The following is a 20,142-nucleotide window of genomic DNA, read 5'->3' as shown; positions in this document are numbered from 1 at the left end:
GACCCCGACCATGGACGTGGTGGTGCCGTACGCGCGGACCATGGCCGACCTGCTGGAAGTGCTCGACGTGGTGGTCGCCGAGGACCCGGACAGCCGCGGCGACCTGTGGCGCCTGCAACCCTGGGTGCCGATCCCCAGCGTCGTTTCGGTGCGCCCGGTTTCTTATGCGCAACTGGCCGCGCCAGCCGAATCCCTGGCGGGCAAACGCTTCGGCGTGCCACGCATGTACATCAATGCCGACCCCGAAGCGGGCACCAGCGACAAGCCCGGCATCGGCGGCCCGACCGGGCAGAAGATCAACACCCGCGCCAGCGTGATCGAGCTGTGGCAGGCCGCGCGCCAGGCCCTCGAAGCGGCCGGCGCCGACGTCATCGAAGTGGATTTCCCGCTGGTGTCCAACTGCGAAGGCGACCGCCCCGGTGCACCGACCGTGTTCACCCGTGGGCTGGTGTCGAAGGCATTCCTCCACGACGAACTGTGGGAGCTGTCCGCCTGGGCTTTCGATGATTTCCTGCGCGCCAACAACGACCCGGCGCTGAACCGCCTTGCCGATGTAGACGGGCCGAAGATCTTCCCCCACGACCCCGGCACCCTGCCCAACCGTGAAGACGACCTGGCGGCCGGCATGGACGAATACGTACGCATGGCCGAGCGCGGCATCACGCCGTGGAATGAAATCAGCACCTTACCCGATGGCCTGCGCGGGCTCGAACAAACCCGCCGCATCGACCTGGAAGACTGGATGGACACGCTGGGGCTCGACGCGGTGCTGTTCCCCACCGTGGCCGACGTTGGCCCGGCGGATGCCGACGTGAATGAGGCCAGCGCCGACATCGCCTGGAGCAACGGCGTGTGGGTGGCCAACGGCAACCTTGCGATTCGCCACCTGGGCGTGCCCACCGTCACCGTGCCCATGGGCGTGATGGCGGACATCGGTATGCCGGTCGGGCTGACCTTCGCCGGGCGTGCGTACGATGACTCGGCGCTGCTGCGTTTTGCTTCGGCGTTCGAGGCGACGGGCAGCAAGCGGCTGATTCCGCCGCGTACCCCGCCGTTGACCCAGCATTAACTGAGTCAACACCATTCAAATGTGGGAGGGGGCAAGCCCCCTCCCACATTTACGGCATGCCAACTCAGGCACTGTGCGCAGCCGCAATCATATCGATCTCCACCGCCGCCGATTTCGGCAGCTGCATGACGCCTACCGACGTGCGCGTGTGCACGCCGGCGCTGCCGAGGATCTCGTGCAACAGGTCGGAGGCGCCGTTGGCCACTTCACTCTGCTGATCGAAGTCTTCGGCGCTGCGCACGTACACGGTGATGCGCGGGATGGCCTTGACCTGGTCCAGCGAACCCAACGCCTGTTTGAGCAGCCCCAGGCAGCGCAAAGCACTGATGCCGGCGGCGGTTTGCGCCTGGGCCAGGGTCAGGCTGGCCCCGACCTTGCCCGGCAGCACAATGGCATCGCCCACCCGTGGAATCTGGCCGCTGATGTAGAGGTGGTTGCCGTCGCGGACCAGCGGCGTGTAGTTGCCGCCGACTTTGAATTCATCCAGTTGATAGCCGAGGCGGTCCTGCGCGGCCTGGTATTTTTCATCGCGTGTCATGGGCGTACTTCCTCATTGCGACGTTGCCACTCATCGACCATGTCGCCGAGGGTTTTGGGCGAATCGGTGCGAATCCAGGCCATGAACGGCCGGTCAAACTTGAACCTCGGCCCGCAGTGCTCACGCATGAACCGGCGTACGTTCTGCGTGTTTTTGTAGTGCGGGGTCACGGGGGTGCTGCGGGTGATGAGGTCGCTGTGCCAATTGAAGTCCATTTGCTCGCGTCTTTGATGCCTCAGGAGCACGCAGCATAACGCCAAAATGCCACTGTGAACGCCGGTCAACCGACGTCAACAGTGGATTTTTTTGCGTAGGGTTCAAGCAAACCCGGCGTCGCGCGTATTCACGAACAACGCATAGATCGAATGGCTGCCCGCCATGAACAGGCGGTTGCCTTCGCGGCCGCCAAAGCACAGGTTGGGGCAACGTTCCGGCAGGGAAATATGCCCGATCGCCTTGCCCTGTGGGTTGAACACGCGCACGCCGTCGAGTTTTTCCAGGTCGGCCTTGGGGTCGCCGTTACCGCCCCAGCCACACCAGAGGTTGCCGCTCTCATCACACTTGATGCCATCGAGCGCAGCGTACTCCAGGCCTTCGATGTGCTTGCGGCGGGCGCCGAGCGTGCCGTCGTCCTTGACGTCGATGGCCCAGATCAGGCGATTGGGCTTGGCCCGCCCTTCGACCACATACAGGGTCTTTTCATCCGGCGAAAAGCACAGCCCGTTGGGGCCATTGAGGTCGTCGATCACTCGGGTGACCTTGCCGCTGTCGCCGTCGATGCGGTACACGCCATGGGGCTGGGTCGGGGTGATTTTGTGCCCTTCGTAGTTGTTGCCGGTCTGGAATGGCGGGTCGCTGAACCACACTGAGCCATCGCGCTTGCACACGATATCGTTGGGCGAATTGAAAGGTTTGCCGTCAAAACTGTCCGCCAGCACGCTGATCTTGCCGTTGTGCTCGGTGCGGGTGATGCGTCGCCCTTCGTGGGTGGTGGTCGAGCCTTCGCACACCAGCAGGCGGCCCTGGCGGTCGCGACACATGCCGTTGGAGAAGTTGGCGTTTTCCCGGTACACCGAGAGGCTGTCGGTGACTTCGTCCCAGCGCACGATGCGGTTATTCGGAATATCGCTGAGCAACAGGTAACGCCCATCGCCCACCCACACCGGCCCCTCGGCCCAGCGCAAACCGGTGGCCAGGCGTTCGACGCTGGCGTTGAACAGGCGCAATTCGAGGAAACTGTCATCGAGCACTTTGATCAGCGGGTCCGGGTAACGCTGGCTCAACGGTTCGGCGGCGTGGGCCAATTGCGGCAGGTTGCCCAGCACCGCCACCGAGGCAGAGACCGCCAGCGAACGCTTCAGGAATACCCGACGGCTGTGCTCGGGTTGTGCAGGCAAAGGGGAGGAATCCATCAAGTGTCACCGTTATTTTATTGTTAGACGGGGGACTAGTTTTAGCTTGTGATGGGACATCGTACAAGACCGGATTAATGCTTAAGTCCATTATTCAGGCTGAATCGCGCAAATATTCGAAATTTTACTTTCCAAAACCAATGGGAATATTGCAATGTTGTACGACGACACAATCGGTAACGTGTTGCGCAAGCATCCCCAACAACAATAAGGAAACACCCATGCAAAACGTCAAAGTGCTGATCGGTTTTCTGTGCCTGTTCAGCGGTTATGTCGCAGCGGCACCTGCCCCTGCCGAAAAGGACGTGGCCCAAGCGGTCGATCAGCTGACCCAAGCCATGCTGCACTTGGACCTCAAGCAGCTGCACGCGCTGACCGCCGACAAACTCACCTACGGCCATTCCAGCGGCAAAGTGCAGACCAAGGACCAATTCATCGCCGACCTGGAAACCCACACCAGCGCGTTCAAGACCCTGGAAATGCAGAACCAGACCATCACCCTGCAAGGCGACACCGCCTTGGTGCGCAACCACTTCCACGCCCTGGCGGTGAACAGCGGCGTCGAAGTGCCGACCGATATCGACAACTTCCAGGTCTGGCAGAAGCAAAAAGGCAAATGGCTGCTGATCGGGCGTCAGGCTTACAAGTACTGAGGCCCGCCGGTGAACCGCGGTAACCGGTTCACCACTCCACCGCCTTGCGCACCTTGAGCAGCGCCTCCTGCAGCGCCGGCATGTCCACCGAACCCAGGGCCAGGCGCAACGCATGCGGCACGTGGGCCGAGACGGCAAACGGCTCGGCGGTGGACACCGCCACACCCTCGCGCTGCAAGGTCATGGCGACCTGATCGGCGCGTGCGTCTTCTGCCAGCGGCAACCATAGAAAGTACGACGAGGGGTGGCTGACAGACGTGAGCCCCTTGAGCACCTGTGCCGCCAGAACCTGGCGGGCCTGGGCGTCGCGGCGCTTTTGCGCCTCGAGCTGCGCCACCGTCCCGTCCTCGATCCACGCCACTGCAATCGCGCTCATTATCCCGGGTACGTTCCAGGTGGTGGCCATAATCCTGCGCTCGAGCCCCTTCATCCAGGCCAAGGGCGCCGCAATAAACCCCACGCGCAGGCCGGTGGCGACACTCTTGGACAGCCCGCCGACATACACCGTGCGCTCCGGCGCCAATGTCGCCACGGGCGGCGGCGCGTCCTCGGCCAGGAATGCGTAGGCCGCATCCTCGATGATCATCAGGTTGTGCTGGCGCGCCAGCGCCACCAACTGCTCGCGCTGCGCACTGCCCAGCACCCAACCGAGCGGGTTGTGCAGGGTCGGCATGCAGTACACGGCGCGCACCGGGCGCTTGCGGCACAGGCTGTGCAGCGCGTCCAGGTCCGGGCCGCTGGCGGTGACCGGGATCGCGAGCATTTCCAGGTGCAGGGTTTCGGCCAGCACCTTGAACCCCGAATAGGTCAGCGCGTCGACGGCGATCACATCTCCAGGCTTGAGCAGCGCCATCAGGGTCACCGCCAGCCCATGCTGGGCGCCGCTAACCACCAGCACCTGCTCGGCCGTGACCGTAAGCCCGCGGCTCAGCAGATGCCGCGCCACGGCCGCACGCTCATGCAGGCGCCCGGCATGTGGCTGGTAATGCAGCAGCGCTTCAAGGTCGCCGGACAGTGCCAACTGGCGCAATGCGGTGCGCAGCAGGTCTGCCTGGCCGGGCAGTGACGGGTAATTGAAATTCAGGTCGAGCATGCCGGCGGGCACGTTCATCTGCCCGCTGCCCTGCCCCGGCGGCAACGCGATTTCACGCACAAAAGTGCCACGCCCGGTTTCGCCGCTGACCAGGCCCATGGCCTCCAGCTCGGTGTACACCCGGCTGGCAGTGACCAACGCCAGACCATGGTCGGCGGCCAGCTGGCGATGGGTCGGCAAGCGCGTGCCGGGGGCGAGTTTGCCGCTGCGGATCTGATCGGCAAAGGTATCGACCAGCGATTTATAGCGAGCGCGCGGCATAGGCGATGTATCCATGACAATTTTTTGATTGTCTTAATGCTCGCCCCTAGGATGGCGCGAACGCAACCTCTCTTTTTCGGGCATACCCTCATGGAACGAACCTCCCCCCTGCGCAGCCTGGACACCAGCACTCAAGGCTGGATCAATGGGTTTATCGGCGTGCTGATTTTCAGTGGCTCCCTGCCGGCCACGCGTGTGGCGGTGATGGAGTTCGACCCGGTGTTCCTCACCCTGATCCGCGCCACCCTCGCCGCCCTGCTCGGGCTGGCGCTGCTCTGGCTGTTCAAGGAGCAACGCCCTGCACGTAACCAGTGGGTGCCCCTGGCGATTGTGGCACTGGGCGTGGTCATCGGCTTTCCACTGCTCACCGCACTCGCGCTGCAATACGTGACCTCCGCGCACTCGATCGTGTTTATCGGCCTGCTGCCCCTGGCCACGGCGGTGTTCGGCGTACTGCGCGGCGGCGAGCGACCGCGCCCGGTGTTCTGGCTGTTTTCGATCCTGGGCAGCCTGCTGGTGATGGGCTATGCGCTGGCCCAGGGGTTGAGCGCCGCGCCTGCGGGTGACCTGTTGATGCTGCTGGCGGTGCTGGTCTGCGGCCTGGGCTATGCCGAAGGCGCCACGCTGTCGCGCAGCCTCGGCGGTTGGCAGGTGATCTGCTGGGCGCTGGTGGTGGCACTGCCGGTGGTGGCGCCGTTGAGCCTGATCCTCGCGCCGCCAACCTTCAGCGGGACCAGCCTGGCGGCCTGGCTGAGCCTGGGCTACGTGTCGCTGTTCAGCATGCTGATCGGCTTTGTGTTCTGGTACCGCGGGCTGGCGCAGGGTGGCATCGCTGCCGTCGGCCAATTGCAATTGCTGCAACCGTTTTTCGGCCTGGCCCTGGCTGCCGGCTTGCTGCACGAACAGGTCAGCCTGGGGATGCTGCTGGTGACCGTCGCCGTGATCGCCTGCGTGGCCGGCGCCAAGCGTTTCGCCCGCTAACGCTGTGGCGCGACCATCTTGAACTTGATGTTGATGTCGTTGGACACCACGCTGTTGCCGGCCCATTCGCCCTCGCCGATCCTGAAGTCGCCACGCTTGAGGATGAACTCACCGTCGAACACGCCGATGCCGCTTTGCTCCTTGAGCACCACGTCCACATCCACCTCGCGCGTGACGCCCTTGAGGGTCAGGTTGCCGCTGATCTTGAAGCGGTTCTCGCCCAGCGGCGTGACCCCAGTGGATTCGTACACGCCCACCGGGTAGGTCGCGGTGTCGAACCAGGACGCGCGTTGCAGCTCGTCATTGGTGTCGGAGCTGCCGGCGTCAATGCTTGCCAGCTGGATCCTGAGCACTGCATGCCCGGCCTCGGGCCTTTGCGTGTCGAAGCTCAGCGTGCCCTCGAAATCGGCGAAGGTGCCGTACACGCGCTGGCCCAGTTGTTTATAGGTAAAGCTGATCTGGCTGGCCGTGCGGTTGACGTCGGTGTACTGCGCCGCCTGGGCGCTGGTCAACACACACAGAAAGATGGCCAGGTAAATTCGCGGCTTCATGCAACGCTCCACAAAAGGACAGGGCTCACGTACCGGACGAACACCGCCCCCCACGGATGTATTCCCATCCGGCCAATGTCCTGCTAAACAGAGTAGCTGCCCCACAATAATAAGGACGCTGCATGCTTTCCCCTTCTCTCCAGGACACCACTGCGCCGGAAGGCATCTGCTACGGCTGCGGCGGCAGCAACCCTCACGGGCTGCATATCAAGAGCCGCTGGGCGGACGATGGCGTGCACCTGATCACCGAGCACCTGCCCGACGCGCAGTACAGCGGCTGGCCCGACCTGGTCTACGGTGGCCTGATCGCGATGCTGGTGGATTGCCATTCCAACTGGACCGCCATGGCCTACCACTACCGCGCCGAACAGCGCGAACCCGGCAGCCTGCCGCGCATCGACTGCGTGACCGGCAACCTCGGCATCAAATTCATCAAGCCCACACCCATGGGCGTGCCCCTGACATTGCGCGCGCGGGTCGAGGGTGAGGTCGGGCGCAAAACCCGCGTGGTCTGCGAGGTGTACGCCGGCGACCTGCTCACGGCCATCGGCGACTCGGTGTTCGTGCGGGTCGACACCACCCAACTGGCGGCCAGCGCCCATGGCCGCGAAAGCTGATGCTGGTCTACAGTGTCTGTCACCGCTAATCGAGGATTGCACCGATGACTCGTCTCACCGCGAAAGACTTTGCCCCCGAATTGCTGGAGCTCTACGACGGCTACGCCCACGGCAAGATCAACCGCCGCGAGTTTCTCGACCGCGCCGCGTTGTTCACTTTTGGCGGCCTCACGGCGTCAGCCCTGCTGGCGGCCCTGAGCCCCAACTACGCGCTGGCCGAGCAGGTGAAATTCACCGACCCGGACATCATCGCCGACTACATCACCTACCCCTCGCCCAAAGGCAACGGCAGCGTGCGTGGCTACCTGGTGCGCCCGGCCAAAGCCGCCGGCAAGCTGCCCGCCGTGGTGGTGGTGCACGAGAACCGTGGCCTCAACCCGTATATCGAAGACGTTGCCCGGCGCCTGGCCAAAGCCGGTTTTATCGCCCTGGCGCCAGATGGCCTGACCTCGGTGGGCGGCTACCCCGGCAACGATGAAAAAGGCGTGGCGCTGCAACAGAAAGTCGACCCGACCAAACTGATGAACGACTTTTTCGCCGCCATCGAATGGCTGATGCACCACGACAGCAGCACCGGCAAGGTCGGGATTACCGGCTTCTGTTATGGCGGCGGCGTGACCAACGCCGCGGCGGTGGCGTACCCGGAACTGGGCGCGGCGGTGTCGTTCTATGGGCGCCAGCCGGAGGCCAAGGACGTGCCGCGCATCAAAGCGCCGATCATGCTGCACTTTGGTGAGCTGGACACGCGAATCAACGAGGGCTGGCCGGCATATGAAAAGGCCTTGAAAGCCGCCGGCACCCCCTATGAAGCGTTTATTTACAAGGGCGCCAACCACGGTTTCCATAATGATTCCACGCCGCGTTATGACGAGGCGGCGGCGAACCTGGCGTGGGAACGCACCCTGGGCTGGTTCAACAAATACCTGGCCTAGCCCCCCATTGAAATCAGTGCTCCAACGCATACCGCCGGCAATGGTTGAGGTAGCCCTGTTCATGGCTACCCACCAGTTGCACCACGCTGGTCCATAACCACGACGGCGCATCCAGTTGCCGCGAGCGGTTTTCCTGCAGCACCGCCATCCAGCCCTTGCGAGTGGCCCGGTCCATCTGCCGGGCATGGGCGATGCCCACCACCCGCGCCAGGTAACCGGCGGCGTGCATGGCGTCGATCTCGCTCAATTCGTCGAGCTCCAGTTTCATGTCCTGGGGCAGCAGTTCGCGAATGAAAAAACCGTGGTCCAGAAACCGCGTCGCCAACATCCGCTCACCCAGGCCAGGGGACAGCTGACGCGCGCCCTCCACCACCCGACGTCCGTTGTCCCTGGGCATTTTCGCGCGGGCCGCGCGCGGTGCAGCGGCGCCGACCGCTTCCTTGATATCGATCAGGCAATATTCCCGGTCGTCCTTGTCGCCCACCCCCAGCAATGCCGCGTAACGCAACAGGCCGAGCGAGCTGCAGCCCTTGACCCAATAGGCCGAATCCAGCAGTTCGACCTTGGCATCCTTGGGCCGGCCCTTCAACGACGTCACCAACTGGTGCAACTCGTCCGAGGCGCACAGGGTGTGCAGCGCAGTTTTTTCGGCGCGTGACAATGACCAGAAGTGTTTGCCCAGCGGAATGGTCGGCCGCGCGCTTTCAATGCGCTCGCGGGCCAGATGCTTCCAGGTGCGCTCCACCGCGCTGCGCATGCCCGCCTTGACCTGGGAGGGGCGTGGCGGTACTTCGTCGGGTTTGTCTTTGAAGGCTTGCTCGTAGCCCAGCATCATTTCTTCGAGCATGCGTGCGGTGGTCACGCCGGGCAGGTCCGAGCCACGCGCTGCAGTGGCCAGGGACAACGCCAGGCGCACCAGGTCGTGGGTCGGATTGCCGACCACCGCCTGGTCCAGGTCGCGAATGTGCATGTCGATACGGCCCTTGGTGTCGCCGGTCGGCCCCAGGTTGCCCGCATGGCAATCGCCGCAGATCCAGATCGCCGGGCCCTGAGGCAAGCGGCGGCCCATCTGGCTGTGCAGCCACTCGTAAAATTGCACGGTGCTGCCGCGCACATAGGCGTGGGCCGAACGCGCCATTTTCAGGTTGCGCAGATGGGTCAGGTGAGGCATGCGTGCGGAGGGGCGTGGGCTTTTCATGAAGGCACTCGGCAGGGGCTACGGTAGAGGTTGGCCCAGGGCAAAATGTTTCATTTTGTTTCAGAGAATCGCCTCTCTTCTGAGGGACGCCACGGTTTTTTAAGACGCGTCTTATGGCTTACCCGCCCGGATTCGCCATGATTTGACCCCTTCTGTTTTAGCGAGGAATTGGCAATGTCCAATGAAACCTTTAAAGGGCTGAGTGAGGGCGAGGACTGGGTCTGGCTGGACTTCGGTATCAAAATTAGCCATGTTCCCGATATTCAGATGGGCCCGCAGGAGCAAGCGCTCTACCGGTTTTTTTTCGAAAGCAATGTGGTATGGAAAGTGGACCACGTGGACGGTCACGGTCAGCTGTGGCTGTGCGTCCAATATGACGAGCATCGTTATCAGCTACTCAATCCCGTCGCGCAAACCTATCAGAAGGTTCCGTGCGACCCGCCCTACCCGGTCCCCAGGCGGCCGCAGATGCACATAACCAGCCCTTGATCCCGGGCGTTTATCCAATAGATCAATCGTGTGGAAGTATCATCATGTCTCAACAATTGCTATCCGGCGTGCGCCACTTTGCGGCGCTCGCAGCGTTCATCGCCGCCGGCAACTGCCTGGCCGCCACCGACCTGCAAACGATGGTCGACGCCAGCGTCAAGCCGCTCATGCAGCAGCAGTCGATTCCAGGCCTGGTGGTCGGCGTGGTGCAGGACGGCCAGACGCACTTCTTCAACTACGGCGTCGCCGCCCAGGACACCCGCGAGCCGGTCAGCGAAAACACCTTGTTCGAAGTCGGCTCGGTGAGCAAAACCTTCACCGCGACCCTCGCCGGTTACGCCGTCGCCACTGGCAAACTCAAGTTGTCGGCGCCCGCCACCGACTATCTGCCTGCACTCGGCGGTAGCCAGTTCGACCACATCAGCGTGCTTAACCTGGGCACCTACACGGCGGGCGGCCTGCCCTTGCAGTTCCCGGATGATTTCGACAACCGCCAGCGCATGCTCAGCTACTACCAGCAATGGCAACCCGACTTCGCGCCCGGCACCCGGCGCTTGTACTCCAACCCGAGCCTGGGGCTGTTCGGCTACCTCGCGGCGCAGAGCCTGAAGCAGCCGTTCGATCAGTTGATGGAGAAGACCCTGCTGCCCAAACTCGGGCTCAAGCACACCTACCTGAAAGTCCCGGCCAGCCAGATGAAGCTGTACGCCCAAGGCTATGGCAAGGACGGCAAACCTGTACGCGTCGGCCCCGGAGCGCTGGACAGCGAGGCCTACGGCATCAAGACCAACGCTTCGGACCTGCTGCACTACGTTGCCGTCAACATGAACCCGGCGCATCAGGACAAGGCGCTCCAGCAGGCAATCGCCACGACTCATACCGGTTACTACACGGTCGACGGCATGACTCAGGGCCTGGGTTGGGAAATGTACCCCTATCCGATCAAACTGCAGGCGCTGATTGACGGCAACTCGACGCCCATGGCCATGCAGCCGCACGCAGTCAATTGGCTGACCCCGCCCCAGGCGCCTCACGCCGATACGCTGGTGAACAAAACCGGCTCCACCAACGGCTTTGGCGCGTACGCGGCCTATGTGCCGAGCAAAGGGTTGGGCGTGGTGATCCTGGCGAACAAGAACTACCCGAACGCCGAGCGGGTGAAAGTCGCGCATGCGATCTTGAGCGCGCTGGACCACTAATCCGAACCGTCGGTGCCGGAAAACGCCTAAGCTCAACAGTCACCTTGCCAGAGGAGACTGACCATGCAACTCGAAGGATCCTGCCATTGCGGCGCCGTGACGTTCAGCCTGAACAGCGCCCATCCCTACCCTTACCAGCGTTGCTATTGCTCGATCTGCCGCAAGACCCAGGGCGGCGGCGGGTATGCGATCAACCTCGCCGGTGACAGCCAGAGCTTGAAGGTGCGGGGGCGCAAACAGATTTCGATCTACCACGCCAGGCTCAAGCCCGAGGGCGCCAGCCGTGCCCACGCGAGCACCGCCGAGCGGCACTTCTGCTCGCAATGCGGCAGCGCGCTCTGGCTGTTCAGCCCGCAATGGCCGGAGTTGATCCACCCGTTTGCCTCGGCGATCGACACGCCGCTGCCGGTACCGCCGCAGCACACGCACTTGATGCTGGGCTCGAAGGCGCCGTGGGTGGAGGTCAGCGTGCGCAAGGGCGATGTGCAGTTTGAGGAATACCCTGAGGAGTCCATCGCGCAGTGGCATGAACGGTTGGGGCTCAGCGGTTAAGGCGTGTCAGCATACGCCCAGGTCATCCGAAACGACGCCCCGCCCCACTCCGAATCGAGCACCTGCACCTGCCCGCCGTGCCATTGCGACACCCGCTGCACCAGGGCCAGGCCAAGGCCGAAACCACCGGTGCGGCGGTCGCGGCTGGCATCCAGGCGCATGAACGGCTGGAAGATTTTCGCCCGGCCATCTTCGGGCACGCCGGGGCCGTCGTCGCACACGCGGATTTCATAACCGCTGCCGAACTTGACCAGCGACACCTCTACGCGGCGCTCGGCATAGCGGATGGCATTGCGCAGCAGGTTGATCACCGCGCGCGCCATGAAGCGCGGTTCGATCTGGATAAAATCCACCTCGCAGGTGCGCAGCGACAGTTGCACCCCGGCCGCCTCGGCCTCCAGTGCGACACTGCCGATAACGCTGTCGAGCCAGCTGTGGGCCTCGATGCGCTCACGGGTGACCTGGGTCGCGCCGCGCTCCAGGCTGGCGTAGGTCAGCAGCTCGGAGACCATGTCTTCCAGCTCGCCGAGGTCGGCGTACATGTCGGCGATCAAAGCGCGGCTCTGGCGCGGGTCGGCCTGTTGCTTGAGCTGGTCGAGTTCGAACGACAAGCGCGCAATCGGCGTGCGCAACTCGTGGGACACCGCGTTGGTCAGTTCGCGCTGGTTGGCGATCAGGCTTTCGATGCGCTCGGCCATCTGGTTGAAGTGCCCGGCCAGCTCACGCACGGTGGAACGGCGTGGCAGCAGGATGCGCGAACCCAGGTCGTTGTTGCCGAAGCGTTGCGCAGCCAGGCGGATGTGCTCCAGGTCGCGCCAGTGCGGGCGCACCCAGAAATACACGACGATGGCCAGGCACACACCGAGAAACCCATAGGCCCACAGGTACAGCCACTTGGGTTCTTCCGGCAGTTTGATTTCGAGCAACTGCGGGCCGTTGTCGATGTTGACGAGGAACTCCCTGAAGTCGCCGCGCACCACCAGCAAGCCCTCGCTCAGGAGCTTTTGTTCGCGCGGGCTGAGCGACTGGCTGTCCTGGGCCACCAGTTTCAAAAGCAGCCCGTAGTGGGGCTGCAACTCGGCCAGCCGGGCTTCGCGCTCAGCGGCGCGCAGCGGGCGCAATTGCTCCACCAGGCCGTACGCCGGGCCACGCAGGGCTTCGCGGTTATAGGTTTCGTTGGCTTCGGGCATCAACTCGTCAAAGGTGTAGTTGACCAGCCAGATCGCCCCTGCCAGACCGAGCGCCAGAATCACGTACAGGCGCAGAAACAGGCGCAGCATCTAGACCTCCCACGCAAACGGGTTGAACAGGTAACCCTTGCCCCACACGGTCTTGATGCACACCGGTTCACGCGGGTTGTCATTGAGCTTGCCGCGCAGCTTGCTGATGTACACGTCGACACTGCGGTTCAGGCCGTCAAAGGCAATACCGCGCATGCGGTTGAGGATGTCGTCGCGCGAGAGGATTTTGCCGGCGTTGCTGGCCAGCAGCCACAGCAGCTCGAATTCCATGGTAGTGAGGTCGATCTTCTCGTCGCCGAGGCTGACCACCCGGCAACTGCGGTCAATCGCCAGCCGCCCGAACGCCAGGGCGCCACGCACGGTGGGTTCTGGTGCCTGGCGACGTTGCAGGGCGCGCAGGCGCGCGAGCAACACCGGCGGCTTGATGGGTTTGATCACGTAGTCGTCGGCGCCGGACTCCAGGCCGAGGATATGGTCCAGGTCGTCCTCCTTGGCCGTGAGGATCACAATCGGCGTGTCGGACACGCTGCGAATCCCACGGCACACATGCAGGCCGCTCTGGCCCGGCAGCATCAGGTCGAGCACGACGACTTTGGGCTTGAAGTCGAGAAACGCCGCCAAGGCTTCATCGCCACGGTGCACCACACGCACCTCAAAACCATGCTGCGACAGGAAATGCGCAATCAGCCCTGCCAGCTTCTCATCGTCCTCAACCAGCAGGACTTTGCCCAGACCCAGGTTTTCCATAAGTTCTCAGTGTGCAGACGCAGATTGAAGAGCGGGCATTATAGGTGGCAAGCTGGGCGCCCGACGCAGTTGGCCAGTGACGGCCGCACAAGCTTCATGCTTTTAAGAGTTTTTAACAAATAGCCCGCACTCTTTAACGCCATTCACAGGGAGTTGTATGCGCAAGGATTACCTGGCGTTTTTCGTTTCATTGTTCCTGTCACGCCTGGCAGACCAGATTCTGTTGTTTATTGTGCCGCTGATCGTGTTTCAGACCACCAACAGCGTGGCCTGGGCCGGGCTGGCGTTTTTCGTCGAGTCACTGCCGCGCTACCTGGCGTTCCCGGTGTGCGGCGCGTTGTGCGACAAGTTCTCGCCGGTGCGCATCCTGCATGTCAGCCAGGTGTACCGGGCGCTGGCCTGCGTGGTGGCCGTCGCGCTGTACGGCGTGTTCGACGGGATCTACTGGATTGTCAGCCTGTCGGCGCTGTGCGGGGTGCTGACCACCCAGGGCATCATGGCCCGCGAAGTGTTGATGCCGCACGTCTTCCAACAGTACAGCTATGCCAAGACCCTCTCCTATTCACAGATCGCCGACCAGAGCGGCCTGGTGCTGGGCCCGCTGCTGGCCGCGCTGATGCTGGAAGTGTGGGCCTGGCATTGGGTGGTGCTGGGGGTGGCCGGGCTGTTTGCGCTGGCGGACCTGGCGATGCGCCTGTGGCAGCGCACGAGCACGGTCAGCCTGGAAACCTTTGAGCAGCATCGGGACATCTGGCTGCAGCCGCTGCGCATTGCCTTCGGGCATATCCGCAACCTGGTGGAATTGAAGCGCATCATCACGCTGGCAGTCGGGGTGAACCTGATCATCGGCGTGACGCTGGCCACCTCGGCCGCGATGGTCACCGGCCAGTTTGCCGCTGGCAAGGATGCCTACGCCGTGCTGCAAGCCGTCGGCGCAGTGGTGACGATCGGGATTCTGTTTTACCTGGCGCGCGCCGCCCTGCCATTGAAAGTGCTGGGCGGGCTGTCGTATTCGATGATTGGCGTGGGCGCGCTGATCATGGCGATCAGCCCCAACCTGTGGCTGTACACCGTCGGTTTCCTGCTGGTGACCGGGTTCGACAAGATGTTCAACCTGTACCTGCGCAGCACCCGTCAGCGGGTGATCCCGGTGCAGGATTTCGGCAAGACCGTTGGCGTGATCACCTTGCTCAACAATCTGTCGCAGCCCGTGGCGGGCCTGCTGATTGCGCTACTGGCCGCGCCCCTGGGCACACAAACGGTGATCCTGCTGCTGACCGCGATCACCGCACTGCTCGGCGTGGCCGTCGCCTCAGGCTGGCACGCCACTGTGAAAGCGGAGCTCGATGTCGGGTGACTCGATCAGTTCCTGCTCGGCCGCCCTCACCCGCTCGATCACCTGGGCGATGTCTTTGGCGTCGCCATACTGGTAGGCCAGTTTCAGGTAACCCTGGAAGTGCCGCGCCTCACTCTTGAGCAAGCCAAAGTAGAACTTGCCGAGTTCTTCGTCCAAATGCGGCACCAGCGCTTCGAAACGCTCACAACTGCGCGCTTCGATAAACGCGCCGACCACCAGCGTGTCCACCAGCTTGACCGGTTCATGGCTGCGCACGACCTTGCGCAGACCGGAGGCATAACGCCCGGCGTGCAGCTGGCGCAGTTCGACTTTGCGCTTCTTGATCAAACGCATGACTTGTTCGTGGTGTACCAGTTCTTCACGGGCCAGGCGCGACATCATATTGATCAGGTCGACATGGGCATGGTACTTGGCGATCAGGCTCAGGGCAGTGCTGGCGGCCTTGAATTCGCAGTTCTTGTGGTCGATCAACAAGGTGTCCTGATCGGCCAGCGCCGCCTGGACCCAGGCATCGGGGGTGCGGCAACCGAGGAATTCGTGGATTTCGGGCAGGTTCATCGGGCTCACGGGCAAAAGGATCACAAAAGGCCGCCGATTATACCGACCGCGCCGCAGACCACCAGCCACTGGCCTTGATGTGCATCAACATGACGTCTGGCGGGCAGCAACTATAGTTGTGCAGTCCGCCCTTTTTCTGATTCTGGAGATCCGTCCATGCAAGCTATCCGCAGCATCCTGGTGGTGATCGAGCCCGAGCATTCGGAAAGCCTGGCCCTCAAGCGCGCCAAGCTGATCGCCGGGGTCACCGGCGCGCATCTGCATTTACTGGTCTGCGACAAAAAGCACGAGCATTCGGCGCTGCTGAGCCTGCTCAAGTCGGGCTTGCAGGAGGACGGCTATAACGTGACCACCGAGCAGGCCTGGAATGACAGCCTGCATGAAACCATCATCGACGTGCAGCAGGCCGAGGGCTGCGGCCGGGTGATCAAGCAACATTTCCCCGACAGCCCGCTGAAAAAAGCCCTGCTCACCCCAGCAGACTGGAAGTTGCTGCGCTACTGCCCAACCGCCGTGCTGCTGGTCAAGACCGCGACGCCCTGGGCTGGCAGGGTGGTGCTGGCGGCCATCGATGTGGGCAATACCGACAGTGAACACCGCGCGCTGCACAATTCGATCATCGACCACGGCTTCGACATTGCCAGCCTGGCCAAGGCGCAGTTGCATGTGATCAGTGCCCATCCGTCGCCGATGTTGTCGGCGGCCGACCCGACGTTTCAGCTCAGGGAAACCATCGAGGCGCGTTATCGCGAGCAGTGCAAGGCGTTCCAGGCGGAGTTTGATATCGACGACACGCACTTGCATATCGAGGAAGGCCCGGCGGATGTGTTGATTCCGTTTGCGGCGCACAAATGGCAGGCGGCGGTGACCATCATCGGGACCGTGGCGCGCACCGGGATTTCCGGGGCGCTGATTGGTAATACGGCGGAGGTGATATTGGATGCGGTGGAGAGTGATGTGTTGGTGCTGAAGCCGGAGTCGTTGATGGATCAACTGGGGGAGTTGGCGACCCAGGGGTGAGAGGTTGTTGGGTGTATATCCGTTATTGGGGTGATGGCCACGTATGGTTTCGCCATTACGGCGGATATGTACCCAACAAAAAAAACGCCCCCCCTACCCCCCACCAAATGCATCATTCAAAAACTCAGGCGCGATATACCGCTGGTAATGCGCCTCAGACAGGATAAAAAACTCCCGATCAATGGCATCACGCAAATCCGGCAAGCTCCAATCGCGAAACTCCGGCAACAACACCATCCCATACGCCTCCAGATTGGAAATCACCCGCGCCCCCCGGGCGATCAACTGGTAGGCCCAGCAGTATTCAGACTGGTGCGGCACAAAGCGAATCTTGCGCGCCTCAAGCTGCCCGCGCAGGGTCTTGGGATCAAAAACCTCCAGCTTGCCAGCCATCACCTGCACCAACAGATGCTCCAACCGCAACCAGACCGCACGTTTTTCCTCTTCGTTGTAGCCATTCCACCGGATCACCTCATGGTGAAAGCGCTTACAGCCCCGGCACACCAGATCGCCGTAAACCGTGGAGCACAGGCCGACGCAGGGGGTCTTGATGGTGTGGTTCGACATAGGCAGCAACACGCAAATCAGCAAAACAGTGCGCCATGTTAGCCCTTTGTCTAAGGTTGATCACCCAGCAAACTTGGCCAGGCAACTTACCTTTAGATTTTTTTTGCCGTAGAATCATCCGGCCTTGTAAGGCGCCAATAATCCGCTGGAAGCTGTTTTCAAAGCGTCACGAGCACAGTCGTTCCTTCAGAACGGTGTTGGCGATGGTCAATGACTCGGTAGGTCAATGCCCTCGCCAACCCTCATCAGCTCCGTTCTGCAGGCGTAAAACTTTGAAAGCAGCTTCTGTGAGGAATGCCGGCAGCGCTGGCTTTGCGGCCCAAAAAGCCCCCGAGCGCATGCGTGCCGTTCATTTCTGGATGAGCGTCCCGTGGGACCACTGATGAGGGTAATAACTGTGCTTGAAGCCTACCGCAAACATATCGAAGAGCGCGCAGCACTGGGTATCGTTCCCCAGCCGCTTAACGCCGAACAAACCGCAGGCCTGGTCGAGCTGCTGAAAAATCCTCCGGCTGGCGAAGAAGAATTCCTCGTTGACCTGATCACCAACCGCATTCCACCAGGCGTTGACGAAGCTGCCTACGTCAAGGCCGGTTTCCTGTCTGCCCTGGCCAAGGGCGAAGCCACTTCCCCCCTGATCGACAAGAAACGCGCTGTTGAACTGCTCGGCACCATGCAAGGCGGCTACAACATCGTGACGTTGGTCGAGCTGCTGGACGACGCCGAGCTGGCGCCCGTCGCCGCCGCCCAACTCAAGCACACCCTGCTGATGTTCGATGCGTTCCACGACGTGGCTGAAAAAGCCCGCAACGGCAACGAACACGCCAAAGGCGTGATCCAGTCCTGGGCGGACGGCGAGTGGTTCCGCAACCGCCCTACCCTGGCCGACAAGATCAGCCTGCGCGTGTTCAAGGTCACCGGCGAAACCAACACCGACGACCTGTCCCCTGCGCCGGATGCCTGGTCCCGTCCAGACATCCCGCTGCACGCCCTGGCCATGCTGAAAATGGCCCGTGAAGGCATCGTGCCGGACGAGCAAGGCAAGACCGGCCCGATGAAGCAGATCGAAGAGATGCGCGGCCAAGGTTTCCCGATTGCCTACGTCGGTGACGTGGTCGGTACCGGTTCCTCGCGTAAATCCGCGACCAACTCCGTGCTGTGGTTCTTCGGCGACGACGTACCGTACGTGCCGAACAAGCGCGCCGGCGGCTTCTGCTTCGGCAGCAAGATCGCTCCAATCTTCTACAACACCATGGAAGATGCTGGCGCACTGCCAATCGAATTCGACGTCACCAACATGAACATGGGCGACGTGATCGACCTGTACCCGCATGCTGGCAAAGTCTGCAAACACGGCACCGATGAAGTCCTGACCACCTTCGAAATGAAGACCCCGGTGCTGTTGGACGAAGTCCGCGCCGGCGGCCGTATCCCGCTGATCATCGGCCGTGGCCTGACCGACAAGGCGCGCGCCGAGCTGGGTCTGGGCCCTACCGACCTGTTCAAACTGCCTGAAGCGCCTGTCGACACCGGCAAAGGCTTTACCCTGGCACAGAAAATGGTCGGTCGCGCCTGCGGCCTGCCAGAAGGCAAAGGCGTTCGTCCTGGCACCTACTGCGAGCCGAAGATGACCACCGTGGGTTCCCAGGACACCACCGGTCCAATGACCCGTGACGAACTGAAAGACCTGGCCTGCCTGGGCTTCTCGACCGATCTGGTGATGCAGTCGTTCTGCCACACCGCGGCCTATCCAAAGCCGATCGACGTGACCACCCACCACACCCTGCCTGACTTCATCATGACCCGTGGCGGTGTATCCCTGCGTCCAGGCGACGGCATCATCCACAGCTGGCTGAACCGTATGCTGCTGCCGGACACCGTCGGTACCGGTGGCGACTCCCACACCCGTTTCCCGATGGGCATCTCGTTCCCGGCCGGTTCCGGTCTGGTCGCGTTCGCCGCAGCCACTGGCGTAATGCCACTGGACATGCCGGAATCGATCCTGGTGCGCTTCAAAGGCAAGATGAAACCTGGCATCACCCTGCGTGACCTGGTTCATGCCATTCCTTACTACGCGATCCAGGCTGGCCTGCTGACCGTAGAGAAGAAAGGCAAGAAAAATGCCTTCTCCGGCCGCATCCTGGAAATCGAAGGCCTGAACGACCTGACGCTGGAACAGGCTTTCGAGCTCTCCGACGCCTCGGCTGAACGTTCGGCTGCCGGTTGCACCATCAAGCTGTCGAAAGACTCCGTCACCGAGTACCTGAACTCCAACATCACCCTGCTGCGCTGGATGATCGGCGAAGGCTACGGCGATGCACGTACCCTGGAACGTCGCGCCCAAGCGATGGAAGCCTGGGTTGCCAACCCGGAGCTGATGGAAGCCGATGCCGACGCGGAATACGCCGAAATCATCGAGATCGACCTGGCCGAAATCAACGAGCCGATCCTCTGCGCACCGAACGACCCGGACGATGCCCGTCTGCTGTCGAGCGTTGCCGGCGAGAAGATCGACGAAGTGTTCATCGGCTCGTGCATGACCAACATCGGTCACTTCCGCGCTGCCGGCAAGTTGCTGGAACAGGTCAAGGGCCAGCTGCCAACCCGTCTGTGGCTGTCGCCGCCGACCAAGATGGACGCTCACCAACTGACCGAAGAAGGCTACTACGGCATCTACGGCAAGGCTGGCGCGCGCATGGAAATGCCGGGCTGCTCGCTGTGCATGGGTAACCAGGCACGTGTGGAGCCGAACTCGACTGTGGTGTCGACGTCGACGCGTAACTTCCCGAACCGTCTGGGTGACGGCGCTAACGTCTACCTGGCCTCGGCTGAGCTGGCGGCAGTCGCTTCCACCTTGGGTCGCCTGCCGACCGTCGAAGAGTACATGGGCTACGCAGCGAAACTGGACACCATGGCCAGTGACGTTTACCGCTACCTGAACTTCGACCAGATCGCCGAGTTCCGCAAGATCGCGGCAAGCGCCAACATCCCGGTGATTCAAGCCTAAGATGTTGTGACGTAAAAAACGCCGCGTATCGCAAGATACGCGGCGTTTTTTTATGCCTGGAATACAGTCTTAGCAACACCAGAAAACAAATGTGGGAGGG

Annotated in this window: 21 protein-coding genes; 11 read left to right on the top strand and 10 right to left on the bottom strand. The window is 62.3% G+C overall.

The window, feature by feature from the left end:
• The coding region (locus tag WBR57_RS15405) for an amidase (RefSeq protein ID WP_424084557.1) at nt 1-1,069 on the top strand (1,069 nt) is incomplete at its 5' end.
• Nucleotides 1,070-1,133: 64 nt separating this feature from the next.
• Here the strand turns inward: WBR57_RS15405 and WBR57_RS15400 are convergent.
• The 3 genes from WBR57_RS15400 to WBR57_RS15390 form a co-directional block, all read right to left on the bottom strand.
• Nucleotides 1,134-1,607 carry a RidA family protein gene (locus tag WBR57_RS15400; protein WP_424084556.1) on the bottom strand — a complete coding sequence of 158 codons (474 nt, stop codon included), beginning with the start codon at nt 1,605-1,607 and terminating at the stop codon, nt 1,134-1,136.
• Entirely contained in the window at nt 1,604-1,822 is a 219-nt protein-coding gene (locus tag WBR57_RS15395) for a DUF6434 domain-containing protein (protein WP_424084555.1), read from the bottom strand. Before WBR57_RS15395 ends, WBR57_RS15400 begins: the two co-directional genes overlap by 4 nt.
• Before the next feature lie 102 nt (nt 1,823-1,924).
• Nucleotides 1,925-3,019 carry an SMP-30/gluconolactonase/LRE family protein gene (locus WBR57_RS15390; RefSeq protein WP_424084554.1) on the bottom strand — a complete coding sequence of 365 codons (1,095 nt, stop codon included), beginning with the start codon at nt 3,017-3,019 and terminating at the stop codon, nt 1,925-1,927.
• 221 nt (nt 3,020-3,240) lie between these two features.
• Here WBR57_RS15390 and WBR57_RS15385 point away from each other — a divergent pair, with 221 nt between their 5' ends.
• Nucleotides 3,241-3,672: a nuclear transport factor 2 family protein gene (locus WBR57_RS15385; protein WP_122539937.1), complete on the top strand. Its 432-nt coding sequence runs from the start codon at nt 3,241-3,243 to the stop codon at nt 3,670-3,672.
• A gap of 28 nt (nt 3,673-3,700) precedes the next feature.
• Here WBR57_RS15385 and WBR57_RS15380 read toward each other — a convergent pair whose 3' ends face one another.
• Complete coding sequence (locus WBR57_RS15380; RefSeq protein ID WP_424084553.1) at nt 3,701-5,026, bottom strand: PLP-dependent aminotransferase family protein; 1,326 nt, start codon at nt 5,024-5,026, stop codon at nt 3,701-3,703.
• 90 nt (nt 5,027-5,116) lie between these two features.
• Between WBR57_RS15380 and WBR57_RS15375 the strand changes: the two genes are divergently transcribed.
• Nucleotides 5,117-6,007 carry a DMT family transporter gene (locus WBR57_RS15375; RefSeq protein WP_424084552.1) on the top strand — a complete coding sequence of 297 codons (891 nt, stop codon included), beginning with the start codon at nt 5,117-5,119 and terminating at the stop codon, nt 6,005-6,007.
• Here the strand turns inward: WBR57_RS15375 and WBR57_RS15370 are convergent.
• Nucleotides 6,004-6,558, bottom strand: coding sequence for a YceI family protein (locus WBR57_RS15370; protein ID WP_424084551.1), 555 nt, complete (start codon nt 6,556-6,558; stop codon nt 6,004-6,006). The two genes, WBR57_RS15375 and WBR57_RS15370, sit on opposite strands and share 4 nt — an antisense overlap.
• A gap of 122 nt (nt 6,559-6,680) precedes the next feature.
• Here WBR57_RS15370 and WBR57_RS15365 point away from each other — a divergent pair, with 122 nt between their 5' ends.
• Together WBR57_RS15365 and yghX are read left to right on the top strand one after the other, a co-directional pair.
• Nucleotides 6,681-7,175, top strand: coding sequence for a PaaI family thioesterase (locus WBR57_RS15365; RefSeq protein ID WP_424084550.1), 495 nt, complete (start codon nt 6,681-6,683; stop codon nt 7,173-7,175).
• 44 nt (nt 7,176-7,219) lie between these two features.
• Nucleotides 7,220-8,107 (top strand): YghX family hydrolase, encoded by an 888-nt coding sequence (gene yghX / locus WBR57_RS15360; RefSeq protein WP_424084549.1) that lies wholly within the window; start codon nt 7,220-7,222, stop codon nt 8,105-8,107.
• A gap of 13 nt (nt 8,108-8,120) precedes the next feature.
• Here yghX and WBR57_RS15355 read toward each other — a convergent pair whose 3' ends face one another.
• Nucleotides 8,121-9,305 (bottom strand): DUF2252 family protein, encoded by a 1,185-nt coding sequence (locus WBR57_RS15355; protein WP_424084548.1) that lies wholly within the window; start codon nt 9,303-9,305, stop codon nt 8,121-8,123.
• Between the two features lie 174 nt (nt 9,306-9,479).
• On the opposite strand from WBR57_RS15355, the gene WBR57_RS15350 reads away from it, so the two are divergent.
• The 3 genes from WBR57_RS15350 (at nt 9,480) to WBR57_RS15340 (ending at nt 11,545) form a co-directional block, all read left to right on the top strand.
• Entirely contained in the window at nt 9,480-9,794 is a 315-nt protein-coding gene (locus WBR57_RS15350) for a hypothetical protein (protein WP_424084547.1), read from the top strand.
• A gap of 44 nt (nt 9,795-9,838) precedes the next feature.
• Complete coding sequence (gene ampC / locus WBR57_RS15345; RefSeq protein WP_424084546.1) at nt 9,839-10,993, top strand: class C beta-lactamase; 1,155 nt, start codon at nt 9,839-9,841, stop codon at nt 10,991-10,993.
• A 63-nt stretch (nt 10,994-11,056) separates the two neighbouring features.
• Nucleotides 11,057-11,545 (top strand): GFA family protein, encoded by a 489-nt coding sequence (locus WBR57_RS15340; RefSeq protein WP_424084545.1) that lies wholly within the window; start codon nt 11,057-11,059, stop codon nt 11,543-11,545.
• Here the strand turns inward: WBR57_RS15340 and WBR57_RS15335 are convergent.
• Together WBR57_RS15335 and WBR57_RS15330 are read right to left on the bottom strand one after the other, a co-directional pair.
• Entirely contained in the window at nt 11,542-12,825 is a 1,284-nt protein-coding gene (locus tag WBR57_RS15335) for an ATP-binding protein (protein ID WP_424084544.1), read from the bottom strand. The genes WBR57_RS15340 and WBR57_RS15335 overlap by 4 nt on opposite strands.
• Nucleotides 12,826-13,533, bottom strand: coding sequence for a winged helix-turn-helix domain-containing protein (locus WBR57_RS15330; protein WP_424084543.1), 708 nt, complete (start codon nt 13,531-13,533; stop codon nt 12,826-12,828).
• Nucleotides 13,534-13,690: 157 nt separating this feature from the next.
• Between WBR57_RS15330 and WBR57_RS15325 the strand changes: the two genes are divergently transcribed.
• A complete protein-coding gene (locus WBR57_RS15325) occupies nt 13,691-14,890 on the top strand; it encodes an MFS transporter (protein WP_424084542.1) in 1,200 nt (399 codons plus the stop codon).
• Here WBR57_RS15325 and WBR57_RS15320 read toward each other — a convergent pair.
• Complete coding sequence (locus tag WBR57_RS15320; protein ID WP_424084541.1) at nt 14,846-15,448, bottom strand: tRNA-(ms[2]io[6]A)-hydroxylase; 603 nt, start codon at nt 15,446-15,448, stop codon at nt 14,846-14,848. The two genes, WBR57_RS15325 and WBR57_RS15320, sit on opposite strands and share 45 nt — an antisense overlap.
• A gap of 156 nt (nt 15,449-15,604) precedes the next feature.
• Here WBR57_RS15320 and WBR57_RS15315 point away from each other — a divergent pair, with 156 nt between their 5' ends.
• Nucleotides 15,605-16,468 carry a universal stress protein gene (locus WBR57_RS15315; protein WP_424084540.1) on the top strand — a complete coding sequence of 288 codons (864 nt, stop codon included), beginning with the start codon at nt 15,605-15,607 and terminating at the stop codon, nt 16,466-16,468.
• A gap of 93 nt (nt 16,469-16,561) precedes the next feature.
• On the opposite strand, the gene WBR57_RS15310 is transcribed toward WBR57_RS15315, so the two are convergent.
• Nucleotides 16,562-17,035: a DUF1289 domain-containing protein gene (locus tag WBR57_RS15310; RefSeq protein ID WP_424084539.1), complete on the bottom strand. Its 474-nt coding sequence runs from the start codon at nt 17,033-17,035 to the stop codon at nt 16,562-16,564.
• A 397-nt stretch (nt 17,036-17,432) separates the two neighbouring features.
• Here WBR57_RS15310 and acnB point away from each other — a divergent pair, with 397 nt between their 5' ends.
• The gene (acnB, locus tag WBR57_RS15305) at nt 17,433-20,042 is read left to right on the top strand and encodes a bifunctional aconitate hydratase 2/2-methylisocitrate dehydratase (protein ID WP_424084558.1); all 2,610 of its coding nucleotides are present in this window, start codon (nt 17,433-17,435) and stop codon (nt 20,040-20,042) included.
• Nucleotides 20,043-20,142: the final 100 nt, after the last annotated feature.

Source organism: Pseudomonas sp. (assembly GCF_049590575.1).
Classification (GTDB): domain Bacteria; phylum Pseudomonadota; class Gammaproteobacteria; order Pseudomonadales; family Pseudomonadaceae; genus Aquipseudomonas.
The sequence above is the reverse complement of the archived record's forward strand: the minus strand, read 5'-3'. Positions and strand labels throughout refer to the sequence as shown.